An 18,924-nucleotide genomic window follows, 5' to 3' on the forward strand; every position below is an offset into this window, starting at 1 on the left:
TCGGATGGACGCAAAAAAACCGTTGTTCTCCTAGGAGACAACGGCATTTCAACATAAATTTACAGCTCACAGTTGATCCGTATGAGGATGCTTTACTCCTCAATACCCTGCGGCTGCTCAACATCATCGAACGTCATTTGGCTGTCCAGCTTGCTGAAAAGAAGCTGTGTCTCCTCTTCCAGCCCGTCGGAGTTATCGAAGTTAGACGGCTCCGGCAGCTCCTTCAGGCTGGCCAGTCCAAAGCTGTCAAGGAACGATTTGGTCGTTCCGTAAAGGATTGGACGGCCTACAGCCTCGGCACGCCCGACCTCATGAATGAGATCCTTATTGTTCAGCGTATGAATCGCCCGTTCAGACTTTACCCCGCGGATCTCCTCAATCTCCACCCGGGTAATCGGCTGGCGGTAGGCCACAATGGCCAACGTCTCCAGCGCCGCCTGGGATAAAGAAGATCTTGAAGGCGAATAGGCCAGCCGTTCAAAATAAGCCGCATGCTCCGGCAGCGTAGCCAGCCGGTAATTCCCGGCGATCTGCACGACCTGCAGACCGCGGCCCTGGTTGATGTAGTCGTCCTTCAGCTCTTCCAGTGCACTTGTCGCCAGATCTGGACGCTGCTCGGTGATTTCGGCGATTTGACGCGCCGACAACCCTTCGTCGCCAGACAGAAACAGCAATCCTTCAATAATCGATTTCAGCGTTTTGTAATCCACTGAATTCCTCTCCTCCTCTCCACTCCATCACAATATCCTCAAACAATTTCTCCTGATAACAGTAAATGGCCTTCATCTTCATCAGCTCCAGGATCGCCAGAAAGGTAGTCACGATCTCATGTCTGGCCATCTCATCATGCAGCAGCGCCGAGAAGCGCAGCCTGCCGCCCACCCCTTTGCGCTGCAGCGCCTCTGAAACATCACGAATCCGGTCCTTGACTGAAATTTCATCGCGGGTAATCCGCTGATAAGAGGATCTTCGAGCCGCCTTGCTAAGCGCCTTGCGGAATGCGGCGATGAGGTCAGACGTATGTAACCCTTTCAGTGTGTTATCAATCTGCGTCGGCACGAAAGGACCCAGATCCTCCGGCTCCTTCGTAAAGATCAGACTGCGTTCGCTCTCCATATCCAGCAGCTGCACAGCAATGTTCTTGAATTTACGGTATTCAATCAGCCGCTGAACCAGTTCTGCACGCGGATCATAGCCATCATCCTCGTAATAGTCGAAATCCTCGATCTCAATGACCGGCGGCTTCGGCAGCAGCAGCTTGCTCTTGATGGACAACAGGGTTGCAGCCATAACGAGAAATTCGCTGGTGATATCCAGTTCAAGCTCCTGCATCGTTTGCAGGTAATCCATGTACTGTTCGGTAATCACGCTGACCGGAATGTCCTGGATGTCGATTTCCGCTTTGTCAATTAGATGCAAGAGCAGATCGAGCGGACCTTCGAACGTCTCCAGCTTGTACAATACAGTCACGCGGTTTCCTCCCGCCAAAAAAAAGTAAAGTGCAGCGCCGCTATAGGGACGCTACACAAGTAGAAAGGGTTTTTATAGTCCATGCTTTCTTCTTATACTTATAAATAAGCACGATTATAGTTGTTTCGTCAAGAGGCTGTCTTACTTAAAGAGCTTGTTAAGGTTTGCCATTTCGATAGCCGACGTCGCAGCATCCCAGCCTTTGTTGCCTGCTTTGGTTCCGGAACGCTCGATGGCCTGCTCAATATTCTCGGTCGTAACAACACCGAAAATAGTAGGAATACCCGTTTTAAGATTAATGGCTGCCACCCCTTTAGCCACTTCGTTGCATACATAATCATAATGCGTAGTGGAACCGCGGATGACGGTGCCCAGCGCGATGACGGCATCATATTTGCCGCTTTCGGCCATCTTTTGGCAAATCAGCGGAATTTCGAAAACGCCCGGAACCCATGCCACATCCACCTCTTCATCGGCAACACCGTGGCGTTTGAACGCATCCAGTGCACCGGACAGCAGCTTGCTTGTAATGAACTCATTGAAACGTCCTACGACTACCCCGTATTTTAAACCCTCGGATACTAAATGTCCTTCAAAATAATTCGGCATTGTGCTCATCAACCCTTCATTGGTAAGTTAGTTTTATGGTTAAATTTTGGAATCTTCATTTTGTTCAATATTGTCAAAAGTCAGTAAATGTCCCAGCTTGGCCTGCTTCGTATGAAGATAATTCGTGTTGTCCTTGTTCTCCGGCATTTGAATCGGCACACGCTCCACAACCTCAAGGCCGTAGCCTTCCAGTCCCTTGATCTTGCGCGGGTTGTTGGTCAGCAGTTTGATCTGGCGTACGCCAAGATCCTTAAGAATCTGTGCCCCGATACCGTAGTCTCGCAGGTCTGCCGGGAAGCCGAGCTTCAGGTTGGCATCCACCGTATCCAGACCTTCCTCCTGCAGCTTGTAGGCACGCAGCTTATTAATGAGGCCGATGCCTCTGCCTTCCTGGCGCATGTAGAGCAGTACTCCTCTGCCAGCCGCTTCAATCTGGCGCAGCGCTGCTTCAAATTGCGGCCCGCAGTCGCAGCGGTGCGAGTGGAACACGTCACCGGTCAGACATTCGGAATGCACACGGACCAGCACCGGCTCCTCGCCGGAAATGTCGCCTTTGACCAGCGCGACATGCTCTTTGTCATCCACTTCGTTCGTGTAGGCAATCGTCTGGAAAAGACCGAAATCCGTAGGCAGATTCACTGAAACTTCACGGGTGACTAAATGCTCCTTCTCGTTGCGGTAATGGATCAGGTCCTTGATGCTGATCAGCTTCAGATCATGTTTCTTGGCGATCTCGATCAGATCCGGCAGCCGGGCCATCTCTCCGTCTTCTTTGACCACTTCACAGATGACGCTTGCCGGATATGCGCCGCACATGCGGGCTAGGTCAACAGCAGCCTCAGTGTGGCCGGAACGGCGCAGTACGCCGCCTTTCTTGGCAATCAGCGGGAACATATGCCCCGGTCTGCGGAAATCGGACGGTTTGGCGTTGGGGTCCATAATCGCTTTGATGGTCATGGATCTTTCACCTGCGGAAATACCGGTTGTGGTATCTTTATGGTCGATGGACACGGTAAAAGCAGTGCCATGATTGTCAGTATTCTGGCTGACCATCGGCTGCAGATCCAGCTCCTCCGCACGTTCCGCCGTAATCGGCAGGCAGACCAGCCCCCGGCCTTCCTTAATCATGAAATTAATTACTTCCGGTGTAGCGCGTTCGGCAAGAGCAATGAAGTCTCCTTCATTCTCGCGGTCCTCATCATCAACTACGATGATCACCTTGCCGCGCATCAAATCATAAATAGCGTCTTCAATCGGGTCCAGGACGCTGTCTTGCTTGGGCTCTTGGCTCATGTTTCTGTCCTCCTATATCACTTTACGTTGCCCTCACAGGCTATCCGTAAGCCTAGTCTTATTTATACAAACCCGTTGGCCGCCAGGAAATCGCGGCTGATCCGGGAACTGTTCTCATCTTCCTCATGTCCTGCGCCCGCACTGTAATGCAGGAGATGATCCACATACTTGCCAAGCACGTCACACTCAATGTTGATGCTGTCGCCTGAGCGTTTGTGCGTAAGTACAGTTTCTCCAAGCGTGTGCGGAATAATCGACACGGTAAACGCTGCAGCCGTCGTATTTACGACCGTCAGGCTGATGCCGTCAATCGTGATGGAGCCTTTAGGAATAATGTATTTGAACAGCGATTTGCGGTCCGGTGCAATTTCGAACACAACCGCATTCTGGTCACGCTTCACGCTCCGGATTTCGCCGGTGCCGTCGACATGCCCCTGAACGATATGCCCGCCGAAACGCCCGCCGGCGGCCATTGCCCGTTCCAGATTCATTTTGCCGCCGGTCCGCAGCTCCTTCAGGTTGCTGTTGCGGTAGGTCTGGGGCATCACATCGACGGTAAAATAATGGTCGCCTAAAGACGTTGCGGTCAGGCAGACCCCGTTGACGGATACACTGTCGCCAATCTTCAGGTCATCCATAATGAGGGAAGCGCCGATATTCAGCACCATCATCTCGCCTCCGCTGGAGACACTGCGCAGCACACCGATCTCCTCAATTAAGCCGGTGAACATAGAACCCCTCCTACAAGTTTGGTTAGGATCACTGCAAGCATATGCTTAAGCTTTGTTAGCATCTGCTGTTACTTAGCGGATTGGAGTGCCGCTGATACACACATTATCCCCGAGCACTTCCACTTCCAATCCCTCAAGCGTGATGGCGTCCTTCATCAGCCCGACACCCGGGAATTCGAAGGTTCCGGCCGCTCCGGCCCCGCCGCCGACGATCTTGGGAGCGAAGAACAGCACCACGCGGTCAACCAGTCCGCCCTCCAGCATGGAGCCGTTCAGTGTGCCTCCGCCTTCCAGCAGTATGGAGCCGATCTCCATCTCGCCCAGCTTAGTCATGGCACTTTGCAGATCCACGCGCGGCCCCGTGCCGCAGATGATGACTTGAACCCCTGCCGCCACAAGCGCCTCATGCTTGACCGGATCGGCTGCTTCTGTAGTCACCACAACTGTAGGTGCCTGCCCGTCGGTAACAACGGCGGAGTCCAGCGGGATACGCAGCGAAGAATCGATCACAATCCGGACAGGGTTGAGTCCGGGTACCACCATTCTTGTGGTCAGGGAAGGATTATCGGCAATAACCGTATTGACGCCGACCATAATTCCCTGATGACGGTGCCGCAGGGTATGTACTATCTCCCGTGCCTGCCCGTTAGATATCCACTTGCTGTCCCCGGTCCGGGTAGAGATTTTGCCATCAAGTGTACTGGCGCTCTTCAGTGTGACAAAAGGTTGCTTCGTCAGAATGTACTTGATGAACTTCTCGTTCAGCCGCAGGGCACGGCTGCGCAGCAGCCCCACTTCAACTTCGATCCCTTGATCCCGCAGCATGGCTATGCCCCGGCCTGCTACCTGCGGATTGGGATCTTCACACGCTACCACTACACGAGCTACACCTTCATCAATCAGCCTTTGGCTGCAGGGCGGCGTCTTGCCGTAATGGCTGCACGGCTCAAGGGTCACATATGCTGTACTTCCCTGCGCCTTGCCGGCCGCCATATTCAGCGCATGCACCTCGGCATGCCCTGTTCCGCGCTGCAAATGAGTACCGAGGCCGATCACCGCGCCGTCCTTCACTACAACACAGCCCACCACCGGGTTGATGCCTGTCTGTCCCTGTGCTCTTTCCGCCATATCCAGTGCCAGCGCCATATAAAACTGGTCGTTCATTGTATCCATGCCTTGCCTCCAATCCCGTTGCCTTGTATTCATGCTTCCAGTCCAAAACAGAAAAACCCGTCTCAATCTCCAGGTGGAGTTCAAGACAGGTTATACGAGAGTTTACCGGCAGTCCAATAAAATGGTGCGTAAATAAACGCCACAAACATGGCATTGTGAAAGTTCGCACATAATATTCGAAAACACTGCAGTACGCCTGCCTATACAAAGCACAGAACGTCAATCTCTCCTTCTTCCATCCAGACTATACTGTCGGTCCCGGAATTACACCGGGTCCACCGTCCGTATGCAACATACGAAGCGGGTAGCGGACTAAGCGCTGATACTGGCATTTCGGCCATATACAGCAGCATCACCGCCGGTAGGGAATTACACCCTGCCCTGAAGGATTGATATATTCAATTGAATTAAGTTTTGCCTACAACAAAATTATCACTTAGCGGCAGGAAAAGCAAGTGCATTTAATATATTTACTTTATTTATGTAACCTACTTCTAGATTTCACTCTGTTTTTCCGCCCGCAGCAAATCGCGGATTTCTGTCAGCAGGGCAATTTCCGGATCTGGTGCCGGGGTTTCGACCACTTCGACTTTTACGACTTCCTTGCGTTTAAATTTGCCTACCAGCTTAATCACCAAAAAGATGGAAAAAGAAATAATAAAGAAATCTACCACTGCCTGCAGGAACAAGCCGTAGTTCACCGTTGCCTCTCGGAAAGTGAAGCTAAGCTTCTTCAAAGGGTCAATCCCTCCGCTAAGCATCCCCACCAGTGGCATAATAATGTCGGCGACCAGGGAGGTAACGATTTTACCGAAAGCTGCCCCGATGATGACAGCAACGGCGAGATCAAGCACATTTCCTTTCATGGCAAAACTTTTGAATTCCTTCCACATTGCAGATTCCCTCCAAAACTTCGAATTTAAACTATTATAGCATTTCCCCTGCGGATGACAATAAATCTCCGGCCTTGTTCTCCCGGAAAGGAGAATTTTCTTAAGAAAATCATTAGATTTAGTGCCGGTAAGTCTTTAGAACTGAGTCTTAAAGTGATTGTTATACCAAATCTGTTGTAAACGAGGGGTCAAAATGTTATTTAATTCGTACATCTTTATGTTCGGCTTCCTGCCTGTTGTGCTGGCCGGCTACTTTGCACTAAACCGCATCCGCCTGTTTAAGTACGCCAAGTTGTGGCTTGCGCTGTCCTCTCTGGTCTTCTATGGCTGGTGGAATATCCGCTACATCCCGCTGATCCTCTTGTCCATTCTGTTCAACTACACGCTTGGCTGGTATATACACAGCGGAAAATCCCGCCCCCGCACACTGCTAATCTTCGGCTTAAGCGCCAATCTCCTGCTGCTGGGCTACTACAAATATGCCGATTTTTTCATCACGAACTGGAATGGGCTGACGGGTTGGAATGCGGCTCCCCTTCACCTACTGCTGCCGCTTGGGATCAGCTTTTTCACCTTTACCCAAATTGCCTATCTCGTCGACACCTACCGGCATCAGGCACGTGAATACGGTCTCGTCAATTACATACTATTCGTTACCTTCTTCCCCCATCTGATTGCCGGTCCGATCCTTCACCACAAGGAGATGATGCCTCAGTTCGACAGACTGCGGGGCAAGCTCTGGAACTGGAACAATGTCCTCAAGGGTACCCTGCTGTTCAGTATCGGCCTCGGTAAGAAAGTGATCATCGCGGATACCCTGGCCGGCTTTGCCAATAACGGCTTTACCTCCGCTGCTCATTTCGTGGACTCCTGGGTGGCTGTGCTGTCCTATACCCTCCAGCTTTACTTTGATTTCAGCGGGTACACGGATATGGCGATCGGCATTGCCCTGCTCTTCAATATTGTACTGCCGCAAAATTTCAATGCTCCATATCGCGCCCTGAGTATCCGTGACTTCTGGAGACGCTGGCATATGACGCTCAGCCGCTTCCTTAGGGATTATATCTATATTCCGTTTGGGGGCAACCGCAAGGGCTTCTGGATCTCCATCCGTAATGTGATCATTACCTTTCTGCTTGGCGGCATATGGCATGGGGCAGGCTGGATGTTCGTACTCTGGGGGCTGCTGCACGGAGTCGGGCAAGCGGTAGAGAAGCTGTGGGCACGCCGGGGTACGCCATTGCCCAAGGGTATCGCATGGCTACTCACCTTCGCCTTTATAAATGTAACCTGGGTATTCTTCCGCGCGGAGAATCTTACGATAGCCTTTAGACTATTAAAAGGAATGAGCGGAATAAACGGTTTGGGAACTTCTGCAGTCAGCGGCTTAAAGTGGGCTATCGTCCTAATTGTTATCCTGCTCGGCGTGATCCTGCTGCGGCACAAGACAGAAATTCAGGTGCGAAGCTGGAAGACGGTTATGGCCATGGCTCTGATCTTCGTCATTTCCTTGTTCTTCTTCAACCGTATCACTCCGTTCCTGTATTTTAACTTCTAATCCAGTAAACGATCCCGTCAAACTCGCTCACACTATTTGCTTAGGAGGTTCGAATGATGTCAGTACCCCATATTCAAATCGCTAAAACCCCGGCACAGCCACGCGGATTGCATGCCCGTTCCAAAAAAATGATGACTTTATTCCTGCTGTTTCTGTTCTCGTTCGCAGCTCTCGCCGCTCTTCTTACCATATTCCTGGATCCGCTGCAGTTCTATCATAAATCCTCATGGTATACCCCGGTTTTCTCACAGGAGGAACGTTACCAGAATCCCGGGCTGGCCAAAAACTATGATTACAACAATATTATTATCGGGACTTCCATGACCGAGAACTTTCTGCCTTCTCAAGTAGACAAAACCTTAGGCGGAACCACAATGAAGCTGTCTATGGAGGGATCAACTGTCGATGAGCACTATAAAATCGCCAAGCTTGCTCTGGGAACCGGCAAAGTAAAGCAGGTCCTCTGGGGGCTGGATTATTTCTCCCTGAAGCTGGAAACCACAAAGGCGGCAAAAGAATTCCCCGATTATCTGTACGACGGCAAGCTATGGACCGATTACAAGTATTGGTTCAATTCCTCGGTGTATACGCAGTTATTCTGGCGCAGCCTCAAAAGCACACTCACCGGTGAGCCCGGAAAAAAGCTGGAATATCTGAACAATTGGAACGGTGTAGTTAAGTTCGGCCAACAATATGTAACCAAAGCCTACCTGAAAGCCAGTGGCAACGAGTTATACTTCGGGCTTAACGAGGAAAACACCGATCAGCTGCAGGCACATTTCAATACCTATATTCTGCCGCTGCTGAAGGAATATCCTGACGTGCAGTTCTACTTCTATTATCCTCCCTACAGCGTGATGAGGCAGGTTGCCTGGAATTCTGATAATCCTATCCGCTTTGGCAATCAACTGGTGATGCGCAAATGGATGTACGAGCAATTCCGGCAGTTCGATAATGTGTCGCTATATGATTTTCAGGCAGAATCGAAGTGGACGTTCAACCTTGATCTGTACAAGGATCTTAGCCATCACAGCGAAGAAGTTAACAGCTGGATTGCAGAGGCCATCGGAGAGAAGAATCCGGATTATCTTGTAACAGATGAAAACATCGACGAGTTTAACAATAAGCTGCAGTCCCAGGCGGAAAGTGCCGTTACCGACCTCAGCGGGAACCTCTATCAGAGCAGCGTTCAGTTCGGTGGAGTGCAGCTGGGATATACCACCCGGCTGATCCAGGGGGACAAGGAGCTGTGGCTGACTGCCAAAGACCTGGGGCCTGCCCTGGGGGCTAAAGTCGAATGGGATGGAACCAGCAAAACAGTAACGCTAACGTCCGGTGGGCACAGGTCCGGCGGGCACAGTATTGCAATGACTGTCGGCAGCAGTAAAGCGCTTGTGGACGGCACTAGCACAGACCTGGAAGCCGCTCTGCTGCTCGTCGGAGGCAAAGTCTTGATCCCGCTCGCCTTTACCGCCGAACAATTGGGCTGGGATGTCACTACCGATAAGAAGGGGAACTGGATCCGCTACATCCTTACTCCATAACTACAGTGGATTGTGTAATTCCAATAAGAAAAAGAGCACACGGCAGATGATCGCCGTGTGCTCTTTTTTCGTGCGCTATGGCAGAAAAATTGAATTTTCAGCTGCCTCTGGTGCTATTCCTGCTTTCTGCGTCTGAATACCCGGCTCAGAATGAACCCTGCAAGAATCAATCCTAATCCTGCCAAATAGATTGGCAATGGACTGTTCTCACCCGTCTGTGGCAGTTGGCCGCCCGAACCGGTCACTGTACCCGCCGGAATTTCATCATCCTCAACCTCCACTTCGCCAAGCGGGATGTCATCATCAGTCGTTGTCACTTGTCCCGGAGTCGGTGAAGGTGTAGCTGACGGAGCAGGTGTAACCTGTGCCGTCGCCCCCGGTCCCGCAGGAATCTGTGGTTCTTCGATAATGACAAGAGGAGTTGGACTTCCGCCAGGTGCTACTGTCGGTGTCGGTGCTGGTGTCGGTACTGGTGTCGGTGGTACTGGTGTTGGACTGCCGCCAGGCGCTACTGTCGGTACTGGTGTTGGTTCTGTCGTCGGGCCAGTTGTTGGTTCTGTCGTTGGACCTGTTGTTGGTTCTGTTGTTGGTACTGTTGTTGGCACTGTTGTCGGCGTCGGCGTTGGTACCGGCACCTCCTCTGTATTGTATACAGTCAGCCCCACGCTCACCGACGAACCGATTGTGACCGGATACTCTTTGGAATCCAGCACATATCCTTTTGGAGCCGCCGTCTCAATCAATACATAGCTGCCCAGCCAAATATTGTTGAATGCCGCTTTGCCTGCAGTGTCGGTAGTCAGGGTATTGATCAGCACTCGTTCTGTTCCGTTCAGCCGGTATAGCTCAAAAGTTGCCCCTTCCAGCGGTTTCTCCTTGTTTACGGCATCCAGCTTATTGACGATCAATGCACCTCTGACACCACTTCCTGTGCCCGAACCGCTGGATACTCCCACGATGACCTCTTTGGATGTATCCTTCTCGACCAATACAACATTGTTGCCGTTGAATTTTACGGTATTAAGCAGCTTATCGCCTGTATTCGCTACGATCAGCGACTTGTATTCCAGCACATAAGCTGTCTTGATATCCTTTAAGAAGCTGAGCTCAAAGCTCTGCTTTCCACTGGCATTCTGATTAATGTTAAGTGAATAATCAAGATCCTTCACCAGTTCCGGTCCGCCTTTGGTCACTTCTCCGTTTACAGATACAACGGTTGGATACAAATGGAAGGAATCCTGGAGCAGTATTTGATTAGAGCTTGGTTCGTCAATGATTTTTGCATTCTTCACGAACGACTGTGTCCGGTTGACCGCGATGCTCCAATCTACTTTATCGCCGCTTTGCAGTCCATCTTTGTAGATATATTCACCACCGTGCGGGATCTTCAGGGAAGCAGTCAAGTCTTTCGATACCTGCTTAGTTCCATCCAGAAGTTTAGCCGTATTGACTACAGTAGCGTCGATAAGCTGGCCTTCAAGAGTTGTCTTGAATTCGATGATATACGGCTCGCCGATGTTGCCGGCAAATTCTACTTTCAGCTCATTGCTGCTGCTGACAGCGTAAGTATACGCCGATGTGCTAAGTTCTGAACCTTTTGTAAAGTCACCTTTTGTGTCGATGTTCATGCTGTAAACCTTAAGCGAACCTGGAACTAATGTTTGGCCCGCAGTCAGCACATCGGTTACCACAGGATCAGTAATCGCCTTGCCGTTGTAGTTCGCACCCACAGTCCAGGTAATTTCTTTGGCAGCTGCATTGTAAACACCCGACTTGAACCCGTTGCTCTTTACCTCTGGACGCGGAATGAACTTTCCAAACGCTACAGTTGACTGGATATTTTCAGCACTGTCCATCCAATCAATCTGTGCTTTATTAATAAAATCATCAGTGCTTCCAGTCAGCCAGTCATTGCTGAAAAAGGTGGTGTAATTGATGGTATGAAACCCGGATATCGGTGAATGAAACTTCACTGTAAATCCGGCGTTCGGCTGTACAGGTGAATCATAGGTCACCGTATACTTGGAAGGGCTCACTACCAGCCAGTTTTCATCCCTTACAAGCAGCGAACCGGGAACAAATTTCTGACCGCCATCCGGGAAGCTGTCTTTCACAACAACATGGCTCATCGGGTAATTATCACCGTTAAGCGTAATTTTCCAATCTGTCGTTTTATTCTTGTAGTCTACACCCGATAACGTCTTATAGATGACTGCAGGCCGGACAAGCTGTTTGGCATCATAAGTATACGTGCTGTCCGTAACCGAATTGATAACCGTCGTTTCTTTGATCACGCGGTCTTTGGCCTTGATTTTATATTCAATACGGTGCGGTGCGGATACATCGTTTGTGAACTGCAGCTTAAAGCCTTTTTTACCGGTAGCGGTAATAGGAGAAACAGTAAAGTCCACATTCTCAATCAGGGCAGGGCCTTTTGTGGCTACAGCCGCTGAATCCAGGGTTACCGGATAAACCTTAACCGAACCGGCTACAAGCTCATGCGAAGCATCGAATAAATCCGATAAGACAGCATTGGCCTGCGGGATGTTCTTGCCGTTGTAGTTATATTCTATTGCCCAGGAAATCACCTGATTTCCCCATTCATATCCGGTTGAGAATTTTTTAAGTGTTCCGCCGCGCTCAACAGTTACCGTTGCCGAGGAGCTGACCGGATCGCGCCCATCTCCTGTAAACGTCGCTGTATTGGTGAAAATCCTTTTATTCTCCACAGCTATGGGCGTGGTGTATGCAATGCGGTAAGCACGGCTGATTACAGGATCTGTGAAGTGAAGGATAAGCTTGCTGTCCAGGATTTCCGCAGAATATTTGCTGCTGTCAAGCAGCGCACCCGGTGACACTGTACCGTCAAGCTGGACTGCCAGCTCGTAAACCGCAAGCGTGGCCGTGCTGTCTAAGGACAACCCTGCCGGAATAGGGTCGGTGACCGTAGCGTTGGCTACATGCTCCAGCTTCTTGTTCACATCAACCGTCCACTGAATGCTGGTCGCATTGTAGCCGCTGGAGCTGCCGTGCTTGTCGATGGTCGAGCCGATCTCAGGCTTGAAGTGTACGATAACCTTCTGCGTCCCGCCATTCACAGGGAAGAGGATTTCCTCTACCCCGCTGCCGGGAATTTTCTGTTTGTCAAACTTCGTATTGACCCGGAGTGTTCCCTGCACATTGTCATGACTCTCAATATAGCTGTTAAAGGTCATCACTACCTGATGCGTGGATTGACTGACCGTGAAGCTGCCAACTTCCCCGTCATCGGAGACCAATGCGCCGCCGATGTCATTAAACAGCTGGAACTGCTCAGGAAGCAGGAACGTAAAGGTGTCACCTGCTACGTAACCATGTCCATTTGGAAGCGACCAGGTGTAATCCAGACTGACCGTGGAATTGACATCATACACACTGTCCGTAACGGTCTGGCCGTCAGGTCCATACACAGCCATGGAGACGCTGGTAATAAGATCTCTTTCAGTCTCAATCCCAGCTGCCGTAGCCTGCGAGGTGAATCCAATACCATAGGCATACTGCACAAAAAGCATAATGATCATAATGGACAAACTAAATTTCTTCTTCAACATTCCCTGGAAGCCCCCGTTTCTGATTTGATTTTGAGATAATTATCCCTCTTGCAGCATATTCCTTCTCTGTCTATTCATGCTTGATTTCAGGAACAGCCTCTAAAACCCGGTCAACAATGATGCAAAATAAAATGGCAGCCGTACCCCTCGTCATGACACTCAAAAGCCTCAAGCCAGTTATGTATTCCGGTTTTCCTGCGTCCATCTTATGTGACATTGCAGAAATCTCTTCCTTTTCTGGTCGGCTTGAGCGTTATATACTTATATCACCTAAGTATAGATCTCTAGAATCAGAAAATGTTAAAATTCCGAATATTTATTTTTGTTAAAATAACCCACGGGTCCTAAGGAGAGAATTCTGTGAACTTCGACTCATTTTTCGCACGGCGGCATGAGACTGATTTCAGTATGTTTTCGCCGTCACACTGGGCTGCTCTGGCTGTTGTGGCTTTGGTTTGCCTGGTGCTGTTCTGGTCGCGTTTTGCACTTCGTTCCCGTCCATCAATCCGCCGGTTTGTGAAACTGCTGCTGGTATTCGTCCTGCTTTTTTCAGAAGCCGGACTGCATGTATGGTACTTTTCGCAGGGGATCTGGAAGAAGGAGTCCTCGCTGCCGCTGGAGTTATGCGGGATTACATTGCTCTTGTCCGTCATTATGCTGCTTACCCGCAGCCGGAGGCTCTACTCCTTTCTCTACTTTGCCGGCATTGGCGGAGCTTTTATCGCCCTGCTGACGCCTAACCTGGTATATCCTTATCCCCATTTCCGCTTTCTGCTGTTTTTTACGGCCCATGGCGCGATTATTCTGGCCTCTCTCTACATGACCTGGGTCGAAGGGTATAGGCCAACCTGGCGCTCGCTTTTCTTCACCATGCTCTGCCTGAATTTGGTCGCTGCCTGTGTCTATGCCGCAAATTCATTGCTGGGATCGAATTACATGTTCCTGGCGCATAAACCCGGCACCTTTTCCGTACTGGATTATTTCGGCCCTTACCCTTATTACCTGCTGGTCGAAGAGGGGTTTGCCTTTATTCTTTTTCTGCTGATGTATCTGATCTTTTTCAGGCTGCCGCAGCGTTCCGCTCTCCGGGACCGGCGTAGAAGCCGGATCCTTTGAAGCGGTGCACCAAGTGGAAACGGATAATTTATAGCGTGAAGCATATAAATTCGCACAAAAGCACCCGGCTGGGATCCCAGCCGGGTGCTTTATGAATAGCAGTAAAGGGCGTATGACGCGCCTTAGTTCATTTGAATTAAGCTTCGATAATTTCCACCGAAGTCATTTTGTCGCGGCCCTGGAAAGAGTCAACATAGTCCATGCCTTCTACGACTTTACCGAATACAGTGTGTACTCCGTCGAGGTGAGGCTGCGGTGCATAGCAGATGTAGAACTGGCTTCCGCCAGTGTTCTTGCCGGCATGCGCCATAGCCAGCGTTCCGCGCTCATGCTTGTTCGGGTTGATTTCGCAGTTGATCGTATAGCCTGGACCACCGGAGCCTGAACCGTTAGGACAGCCGCCTTGTGCTACGAAACCAGGGATAACGCGGTGGAAGACCAGACCGTTGTAGAAACCGTCTTTTGCCAGCTTCTCAAAGTTGGCTACGGTGTTTGGAGCATCCTGATCGAACAAGTCCAGCAGCACTACGCCGCCGTTTTCAAGTGTAATTTTCGCTTGCTTTGCCATATGTAAATGACCCCTTTCGAAATAACAGATGTAGAACACTTTTCTTAGTTTACTATGAAACCACGCACAAAGCAAAGCAAGCGGGAGTCACTCCCGCTTGCTCCAATTATTCTACACATTAAGCCTTGCGGTGATGAAGACCTACTTCGCAAAAGCCTGCTTGGCGATGCGCTCCGGCACAATATCGTTGGCGGTAATGTCCTGATGACTCTCGCGGCGTACCACTACATCGCTCTGGCCGTTCTGTACAAAAACGACGGCCGGACGGCGGATCCGGTTATAATTGCTGGCCATGGAATAGTTATACGCACCGGTGCAGGCTACGGCAAGCAGATCACCGCTCTCCACCTTCGGAAGCTCCACATCCCAGATCAGCATATCGCCGCTCTCGCAGCATTTGCCCGCGATCGAGACTGTTTCTTCATTGGATTCCGTGGCACGGTTGGCAAGCAGCGCCTCGTATTTGGATTCATACAGTGCAGGTCGCGGATTGTCGGTCATCCCGCCGTCAACGGCGACATATTTGCGAACTCCCGGAATTTCCTTGTTGGTTCCTACCGTGTACAACGTCGTACCTGCATCCCCAACGATGCTGCGGCCCGGCTCTACCCAGATTTGCGGCAGTTTGCCGCCGATTCCTGCGAAATGCGTTTTCACCGCATCTGTAATTGCCGCTACATATTCGGATACCAACAACGGTGTATCACCATCCACATAGCGGATGCCGAAGCCGCCGCCGAGATTGACTACAGGGAAATCAATGGCAAGCTCTTCCTTCACCTTGCGGGTGAAATCAGCAATCCGCTCCACTGCAAGCTGGAACCCTTCAGTTTCAAAAATTTGCGAGCCGATATGTGAATGCACACCCAGCAGCTGCAAATTGGCCTTGTCTGAAGCCTGGCTTACCGCTTCTTGAGCGGAACCATTGCCGATGTCAAAGCCGAACTTCGAATCGGTCTGGCCTGTAGAAGCATACGCATGATGGGCATGAGCTTCTACCCCTGGCGTAACGCGGAGCAGGATGTTCACCTTTACTTCCTTGCGTGAGGCAATGCTCTGCAGCAGGCTGAGTTCAACCAGGTTATCCACTACGAAGCAGCCGATACCGGCATCAATCGCCATCTCAATTTCATCAGGCGTTTTGTTGTTGCCGTGGAAGTGGATACGCTCTGCTGGAAAACCCGCTTGCAGCGCCGTATACAGCTCCCCGTCCGACACCACGTCAAGCGACAATCCTTCTTCATCCACCAACCGGCACATCGCCATCACGGAGAAGGCTTTGCTGGCATAGGCCACCTGAAACTCAAGACCGGAGGCCGTAAACGCATCCATGTACTCGCGGCAGCGGCGCCGGACCAGTTGCTCGTCCATTATATATAGCGGGGTTCCATATTCCGCTTTCAATTCCGTCACATCACATCCGCCGATCTCCAAATGTCCGGCATCATTAATTCGGCTCGTCCCGTGTAAAAACATTACTCAGTCCTCCAATTTCTGTGGAATGTCTTGTTCCACCCTGTCTATTGTATGTTATTAGGCCCCGCAGAGTTCCTGAAAGATAACTGTTTGAGCAGGAACTCCGCTTTTAAAGGGGCTGTTTAGTGTATTCAGTATAGCAGACAGAGGGAACACCATAGAATGGACTAATTTGCAGTTGATTTGTATTTTCCTACGATTGTTTCTCGTTCTCCTGGACAGGCGGCATTCGTGTATTATCCCTTGTTTTGTTGAAGGAAGGCCTTGTTTTGGAGCTGAGCACAGGCTGGCGCAGGATGATCTCACCCATCGCTTTTGCATTAAATGGTATAAACGGCCACAAATAAGATGAATTGTAGGACCGGTGCAGGGTCAGCAGTACGATGATCAGTGTGGTTCCGATCATAAAGCCCTGCACCTGGAACGCAGCAACGGCGACCAGCAGCACAAGCCTGACAATCCGGTTGGCCAGTCCAAGCTCATAACTCGGCGTTGCGAACATCCCGATGGAGGCTATCGCCATATACAGCACCACTTCATTCACGAACAGTCCGGTCTTTACGGCGATGTCTCCCACCAGAATAGCGGCAATCAGACCCATGGCTGAGCCAAGGGGTGTCGGTGTATGCACCGCCGCCATTCTCAGCAGGTCAACCCCAAGCTCGACAATCAGGAACTGGGCCAGGAGCGGGATTTTAGCTGTCTTCTGCGGCCCGATAAAGTCCAACATCTTCGGCAAAAGCTCAGGATGAATGACCATCAGCATCCACAATGGCAACAGGAACATAGAAGCAAAGATTCCGATGAACCGGACCCAGCGCAGGTAAGTCCCCATAAACGGAGTCTGGCGGTTCTCCTCGGCATGCTGGCAGAGATCAAAAAACGTGGTCGGCAGGACGATGACGCTTGGTGATGTATCTACAAAGATCACGACCCGGCCTTCCAGCAGATGAGAAGCTACGGTATCCGGGCGCTCTGAATAGCGGACCAACGGATAAGGATTCCAGCCTCTGCCGACGATCGCCTCCTCCAGTTGCTTATCCGCCAGTGGGATTCCGTCGATATCCACACTATTAATTTTATCGGTGACAGCCTTCACCTGGGTTTTATCGACAATGTCGTCAATATACGCTACACAGACATCCGTCCGCGTCCGGCGGCCGACCTGATGCATCTCGTATTTCAGCCCGGGGTCGCGGATTCGTCTGCGTACCAGTGCGACGTTGCTAAGCAGCGTCTCCGTGAACCCGTCCCGTGACCCGCGGACCACCCGTTCAATAGAGGGCTCATCAGGATTCCGTGAAGGATACGAGCGTGTATCCATAATAATAACCTGGGTCTCGCCTTCAATGAAGAACACACTCATTCCCGACAAGACCTTATTGATACTTTCGCTCAGCAGCTCACCTTTTTCCACCTGCACGTGGGGGATGTATTCAGTCATGAAGCTGGCCAGCACATCAGTGGAGACATTTTCCGGTGTCAGATAGGTAAGCCGCTTCAGAATCTCGTCAATAATCGTATCCTTGGCAAACCCGCTGATGCAAAGCAGTGCTGCTTTGCGGCCGGCAAAGGACATCTCCCTGAACACGATATCAAAAGACGAACCCAGCCCCATGACCTCAGTCAGTGTATTTTTGGTATGCTCCAGGTTCGGTGAAACTTTGTCATTACCCTGCCAGTATATAATAGATTCTTCAAGCGAATCAGAGCGTTCGTTGTCCCGTTTTAATTGCAGCGGATCGATTTTCCCCTGGGGTGGAGCATCCTCCTGCTTAGCTTTTTTCTTGTCTTTTTTGGACTTCTGCGGCTGCTGGGTCTGCGCTTGTGACTGCTGCCCGCTCCCGGCCTCCGCCGTAGTTCCGGCTCCAGCCTGACTCCCCATTCCTGATTCATCGTCTGACTCAGCATCTTCCTCAGTATCCGGCTCTTCACTAAACAGTCTGGCGAAAAAACCCTTCTTGCCGCTCTCCGGCTCCTCTGCACCCAGCTCATCTGATGCTTCCATATCCTGCGGCTGGCTGCCGGTCTCATCCCCGGGCTCAGCTGTGCCGGGGGACACTGCACTGTCATCCTCTGGTCTTTTCGATTCCGCTTCAGCTGCTGCATTATCGGCTTCGGGTGTGGAGGCTGAGCCTGCTGCTGCATTGCCGGTATCGGCCGTAGGGGCATCGCCGCCAGTCTTCGCCGCCGTCACTTGTCCTCCAGCTCCCTTTGCACTTTCTCCCGCTGCGCTGCTTGCTTCCGTATCTGAACTGCCCTCTGCCAAAGGCGTGGCAACTTGTTGCGGGTTGCTCCCCTCCTGATCCGGTGTTCCTGCTCCATCCGAGGCTTGCAGATCATGGTCGCCATACCCGGTTGCTCCGGCGTCCACACCAATGTCCACACTGCTGTTTGTTCCCTTGCCGGCACCCGCCCCAGGCGCAGCGGAATCACCTTTGCTTTGGTTCCCCGTGCCGAACTCAGTTGAAGCTTCAACGTCCTGATTGCCGGCATTGGAGCCGGATGTAACTTCTAACTCTGTATCTTTACTGAATAATGTGCTAAAAAACTCCCTCACACCGCTTCCGGAGTTCTCCGCATCTTGTGGTTGTGCCTCACCAGTATCCGCGTTGCTGCCGCCAGCCGTCTCACCATTACCCTTACTGTCCGCAGCGCCACCCCCAGCATTCGCATACGTACCCCCTCCTGCTTCCGCACCGCCAGCTTCCGCACCGCCATCTGCCTCTACGCTGGCCTTTGTGTCATTTGCTTGCGTGCTGTGAGCTTGTGCGGCTGCCGCTGCACTAACAATTGCTGCACTAATGGTACCTCTTCCGTCTGCGGCGATATTACCGTCTGTGCCTGACTGTGGTGCCTCTTGTTCCCCGGATGCGCTTGTACTTCCTCCCGGTGCCCCCTCC

Annotated in this window: 14 protein-coding genes and 1 riboswitch; of the genes, 3 read left to right on the forward strand and 11 right to left on the reverse strand. The window is 51.3% G+C overall.

Annotated features, from left to right (window positions below):
- Positions 1 to 92: 92 nt before the first annotated feature.
- The 7 genes from scpB to mscL all read right to left on the reverse strand — a co-directional run bounded on the left by scpB (position 93) and on the right by mscL (position 6,169).
- Positions 93 to 710 carry an SMC-Scp complex subunit ScpB gene (gene scpB, locus ACAN56_RS03725; RefSeq protein ID WP_038594607.1) on the reverse strand — a complete coding sequence of 206 codons (618 nt, stop codon included), beginning with the start codon at positions 708 to 710 and terminating at the stop codon, positions 93 to 95.
- Positions 679 to 1,470: a segregation and condensation protein A gene (locus ACAN56_RS03730; RefSeq protein ID WP_038594609.1), complete on the reverse strand. Its 792-nt coding sequence runs from the start codon at positions 1,468 to 1,470 to the stop codon at positions 679 to 681. The genes scpB and ACAN56_RS03730 overlap by 32 nt, the downstream gene beginning before the upstream one ends.
- 141 nt (positions 1,471 to 1,611) lie before the next feature.
- Positions 1,612 to 2,079: a 6,7-dimethyl-8-ribityllumazine synthase gene (ribH, locus tag ACAN56_RS03735; protein WP_038600255.1), complete on the reverse strand. Its 468-nt coding sequence runs from the start codon at positions 2,077 to 2,079 to the stop codon at positions 1,612 to 1,614.
- Positions 2,080 to 2,118: 39 nt separating this feature from the next.
- Positions 2,119 to 3,372: a bifunctional 3,4-dihydroxy-2-butanone-4-phosphate synthase/GTP cyclohydrolase II gene (locus tag ACAN56_RS03740; RefSeq protein ID WP_052092204.1), complete on the reverse strand. Its 1,254-nt coding sequence runs from the start codon at positions 3,370 to 3,372 to the stop codon at positions 2,119 to 2,121.
- A gap of 62 nt (positions 3,373 to 3,434) precedes the next feature.
- Positions 3,435 to 4,103 carry a riboflavin synthase gene (locus ACAN56_RS03745; protein WP_038594610.1) on the reverse strand — a complete coding sequence of 223 codons (669 nt, stop codon included), beginning with the start codon at positions 4,101 to 4,103 and terminating at the stop codon, positions 3,435 to 3,437.
- Between the two features lie 72 nt (positions 4,104 to 4,175).
- The gene (gene ribD, locus ACAN56_RS03750; protein ID WP_038594611.1) at positions 4,176 to 5,276 is read right to left on the reverse strand and encodes a bifunctional diaminohydroxyphosphoribosylaminopyrimidine deaminase/5-amino-6-(5-phosphoribosylamino)uracil reductase RibD; all 1,101 of its coding nucleotides are present in this window, start codon (positions 5,274 to 5,276) and stop codon (positions 4,176 to 4,178) included.
- A gap of 223 nt (positions 5,277 to 5,499) precedes the next feature.
- Positions 5,500 to 5,669, reverse strand: a riboswitch (FMN riboswitch).
- Positions 5,670 to 5,770: 101 nt separating this feature from the next.
- Positions 5,771 to 6,169 (reverse strand): large conductance mechanosensitive channel protein MscL, encoded by a 399-nt coding sequence (mscL, locus tag ACAN56_RS03755; RefSeq protein WP_038594612.1) that lies wholly within the window; start codon positions 6,167 to 6,169, stop codon positions 5,771 to 5,773.
- Between the two features lie 193 nt (positions 6,170 to 6,362).
- Between mscL and ACAN56_RS03760 the strand changes: the two genes are divergently transcribed.
- Both ACAN56_RS03760 and ACAN56_RS03765 read left to right on the forward strand, forming a co-directional pair.
- On the forward strand, positions 6,363 to 7,727 hold the full coding sequence (locus ACAN56_RS03760) for an MBOAT family O-acyltransferase (protein WP_038594613.1): 1,365 nt from the start codon (positions 6,363 to 6,365) through the stop codon (positions 7,725 to 7,727).
- Between the two features lie 53 nt (positions 7,728 to 7,780).
- Entirely contained in the window at positions 7,781 to 9,271 is a 1,491-nt protein-coding gene (locus ACAN56_RS03765; RefSeq protein ID WP_379140560.1) for a copper amine oxidase N-terminal domain-containing protein, read from the forward strand.
- A gap of 113 nt (positions 9,272 to 9,384) precedes the next feature.
- On the opposite strand, the gene ACAN56_RS03770 is transcribed toward ACAN56_RS03765, so the two are convergent.
- The gene (locus ACAN56_RS03770; RefSeq protein ID WP_379140562.1) at positions 9,385 to 12,861 is read right to left on the reverse strand and encodes a collagen binding domain-containing protein; all 3,477 of its coding nucleotides are present in this window, start codon (positions 12,859 to 12,861) and stop codon (positions 9,385 to 9,387) included.
- A gap of 360 nt (positions 12,862 to 13,221) precedes the next feature.
- On the opposite strand from ACAN56_RS03770, the gene ACAN56_RS03775 reads away from it, so the two are divergent.
- Positions 13,222 to 13,977 (forward strand): YwaF family protein, encoded by a 756-nt coding sequence (locus tag ACAN56_RS03775; RefSeq protein WP_038594616.1) that lies wholly within the window; start codon positions 13,222 to 13,224, stop codon positions 13,975 to 13,977.
- Positions 13,978 to 14,113: 136 nt separating this feature from the next.
- On the opposite strand, the gene ACAN56_RS03780 is transcribed toward ACAN56_RS03775, so the two are convergent.
- From ACAN56_RS03780 to ACAN56_RS03790, 3 genes are all read right to left on the reverse strand, one after another.
- Positions 14,114 to 14,545: a peptidylprolyl isomerase gene (locus ACAN56_RS03780; protein ID WP_038594618.1), complete on the reverse strand. Its 432-nt coding sequence runs from the start codon at positions 14,543 to 14,545 to the stop codon at positions 14,114 to 14,116.
- 141 nt (positions 14,546 to 14,686) lie between these two features.
- On the reverse strand, positions 14,687 to 16,021 hold the full coding sequence (gene lysA / locus ACAN56_RS03785) for a diaminopimelate decarboxylase (protein WP_379140565.1): 1,335 nt from the start codon (positions 16,019 to 16,021) through the stop codon (positions 14,687 to 14,689).
- A gap of 193 nt (positions 16,022 to 16,214) precedes the next feature.
- Positions 16,215 to 17,906 (reverse strand): spore germination protein, encoded by a 1,692-nt coding sequence (locus ACAN56_RS03790; RefSeq protein ID WP_379141389.1) that lies wholly within the window; start codon positions 17,904 to 17,906, stop codon positions 16,215 to 16,217.
- Positions 17,907 to 18,924 lie beyond the last annotated feature (1,018 nt).

It is taken from the genome of Paenibacillus paludis (assembly GCF_042610515.1).
In the GTDB taxonomy this organism is placed as follows: Bacteria; Bacillota; Bacilli; order Paenibacillales; family Paenibacillaceae; genus Paenibacillus_AQ.